This window comes from Pseudomonas sp. Nvir (assembly GCF_963778085.1).
Taxonomy (GTDB): Bacteria; Pseudomonadota; Gammaproteobacteria; order Pseudomonadales; family Pseudomonadaceae; genus Aquipseudomonas; species Aquipseudomonas juntendi.
Genome location: NZ_CAVZVN010000005.1, coordinates 1 through 3,130, shown reverse-complemented (window position 1 = coordinate 3,130; position 3,130 = coordinate 1). Strand labels below are relative to the sequence as shown.

At 63.2% G+C, this 3,130-nt stretch carries 2 protein-coding genes; both read right to left on the bottom strand.

Translation table 11 applies throughout. From position 1 onward, the window contains the following. Nucleotides 1-29: 29 nt before the first annotated feature. Nucleotides 30-1,694 carry a choline dehydrogenase gene (gene betA, locus AACG97_RS00065; protein WP_023322202.1) on the bottom strand — a complete coding sequence of 555 codons (1,665 nt, stop codon included), beginning with the start codon at nucleotides 1,692-1,694 and terminating at the stop codon, nucleotides 30-32. A 13-nt stretch (nucleotides 1,695-1,707) separates the two neighbouring features. Next, a partial coding sequence (gene betB / locus AACG97_RS00060) for a betaine-aldehyde dehydrogenase (RefSeq protein WP_338463209.1) occupies nucleotides 1,708-3,130 on the bottom strand: 1,423 nt, incomplete at its 5' end.

Below are 3,130 nucleotides of genomic sequence, written 5' to 3'. Positions count from 1 at the left end.
ACGGGAAAGGACAAGTGCGGCATAGACGATTAGCGGCGAACCGGCGCGTCGCCAGCGACATAATACGCCGCGGTGCTGCGCGGCAGCGGCTGGCGGCCGCGAATGGCGTCAGCCATCTTCTCGCCGATCATAATGGTGGTGGCGTTGAGGTTGCCGGTGATGATCTGCGGCATAATCGAGGCATCGACCACCCGCACGCCTTCCAGACCGTGGACGCGGCCCTCGCCATCGACCACCGCCATCTCGTCGTAACCCATCTTACAGGTCCCGCACGGGTGGAACGCGGTCTCGGCGTGGTTGCGCACAAACTCATCCAGCTCGGCATCGCTCTGGCATTCTGTTCCCGGACTGATTTCGCGGCCGCGATACTTATCCAGCGCCGGCTGGTTCATGATTTCGCGGGTAATGCGGATGGCGTCGCGGAACTCCTGCCAGTCCTGCTCATGGGACATATAGTTAAACAGGATCGCCGGATGGGCGTGCGGGTCGCGCGACTTCAGGCGCACGTGGCCGCGGCTGGGCGAACGCATTGAACCGACGTGGCACTGGAAGCCGTGCTCTTTCACCGCGTTGGAGCCATTGTAGTTAATCGCCACCGGCAGGAAGTGGTACTGAATGTTCGGCCAGGCGAACTCTGCGCGGCTGCGGATAAAACCGCCCGCTTCGAACTGGTTGCTGGCGCCGATGCCGGTGCCGCCGAACAGCCACTCGGCGCCGATCTTCGGCTGGTTCCACCACTGTAGCGCCGGGTAGAGCGACACCGGCTCTTTGCATTCATATTGCAGATACATCTCCAGATGGTCCTGCAGGTTCTCACCCACGCCGGGGAGATCGTGCACCACCGGGATATCGAACTGCCTGAGCAGCTCCGGGTTACCCACGCCGGAGCGCTGCAGGATCTGCGGCGAGGCAATCGCCCCGGCGCACAGCAGCACCTCTTTGTTGGCCGTCGCTTTTGACGGGATCGTGCTTTCTCCCTCCAGCCACTCGACGCCCACCGCGCGCTTGCCGGCAAAAATAATGTGATCGGTCAGCGCATGGGTGCGGATGGTCAGGTTCGGGCGACCGCGCGCCTGGTCGAGATAGCCGCGGGCGGTGCTGGCGCGACGGCCCTGCGGCGTCACGGTGCGGTCCATCGGGCCAAAGCCTTCCTGCTGGTAGCCGTTGAGATCGTCGGTACGCGGATAACCCGCCTGCACCCCGGCGGTGACCATCGCCTCGAAGAGGGGATTATTACCCGGCTTCGGCGTCGTCACGCTCACCGGGCCATCGCCGCCGTGATAGTCGTTAGGCCCGATATCGCGGGTTTCCGCTTTCCGGTAGTAGGGCAGGCAGTTGAGATAGCTCCAGTGCTCCAGACCCGGCTCTTTGGCCCAGTTGTCCAGATCCATCGCGTTGCCGCGGATGTAGCACATGCCGTTGATCAGCGACGAGCCGCCCAGTCCTTTGCCGCGTCCGCACTCCATGCGGCGATGGTTCATGTACGGCTCAGGTTCGGTTTCGTAGGCCCAGTTGTAGCGTTTGCCCTGCAGCGGGTAAGCCAGCGCGGCGGGCATCTGGGTGCGGAAGTCGAACCGGTAGTCCGGGCCGCCGGCTTCCAGCAGCAGGACGGTGGTGTTTGGATCTTCAGTCAGTCGTGTTGCCAGAACGTTGCCGGCGGAGCCGGCGCCAATAATGATGTAGTCAAATTGCAAAAAAACCTCCTGGTTAAAATATGGACTGGAATTTACCCATCTCAACCTGGATGGACTTCACCTGGGTGTAACTCTGCAGCGTCATGACGCCATTCTCGCGGCCAATGCCGGAGTGCTTATAGCCGCCAACCGGCATCTCCGCCGGGGATTCACCCCAGCTGTTGATCCAGCAGATGCCGGCTTCCAGCTGGTGGATAAGACGGTGGGCACGGTTGAGGTTGGGCGTCACCACGCCGGCGGCGAGGCCGTATTCGGTGGCGTTGGCGCGGCGAATGACCTCCGCTTCGTCGGTATAGCTGAGGATCGACATCACCGGGCCGAAGATCTCTTCGCGCACGATAGTCATCTCGTCGCTACAGTCGGTAAACACCGTCGGGGCGACCCACGCGCCGTTATCGAAACCGTCGCCTTTCAGCGCCTCGCCGCCGCACAGCAGGCGCGCGCCTTCGTGTTTGCCGCTCTCGATATAGCGCAGAACGTTGTCGCGATGGGGGAAGCTGACCAGCGGGCCGAAGTTGGTGTCATCGGCAAACAGATCGCCGGGGCGGATGCGGCCCACGCGTTCGAGGATCTTGTGCTCGAATTCCGCCTTCTGTTTCGCCGGGACAAACACCCGGGTGCCGTTGGTGCACACCTGACCGGAGCTGTAGAAGTTGGCCATCATGGCGATATCGGCGGCGAGGTCGAGGTCGGCATCGTCGGCGATAATCAGCGGCGATTTACCGCCCAGCTCCATGGTGACCTCTTTCAGCGACGAGGCCGCGGAGTTGGCCATCACTTTTTTGCCGCTGGCGACGCCGCCGGTGAAGGAGATTTTGGCGATACCCGGATGTTCGGTCAGATACTGGCCGGTCTCCGCGCCGATCCCCGGCAGGACGTTAAACACCCCGTCCGGCAGGCCCGCTTCGCTGTAAATTTCCGCCAGCTTGAGGGCGGTGAGCGGGGTGACCTCGCTCGGTTTGAAAATCATCGCATTGCCGGCGGCCAGCGCTGGCGCCGATTTCCACAGGGCGATCTGGATCGGGTAGTTCCACGCGCCGATCCCGGCTACCACCCCCAGCGGTTCGCGACGGGTATAGACGAAGGAACTGTCGCGCAGCGGGATCTGGCTACCTTCCAGCGCCGGGATCAAGCCAGCGTAATACTCCAGCACGTCGGCGCCGGTGACGATATCGACGGCGGCGGTTTCGCTGAGGGGTTTCCCGGTATCCAGCGTCTCCAGCCGCGCCAGCTCATCGTTGCGCTGGCGCAGAAGGTCGACGGCGCGACGCAGGATGCGCGAGCGTTCCATGGCGGTCATCGCCGCCCAGATTTTTTGCCCACGCTGCGCGCTTTCAACGGCGCGGTCGACATCCTCGCGTCCGGCAGCCTGAACGGTCGCCAGCACCTCGCCAGTGGCAGGGTTGATGGTCTCGAAGGTGCGACCGCTGGTGGCC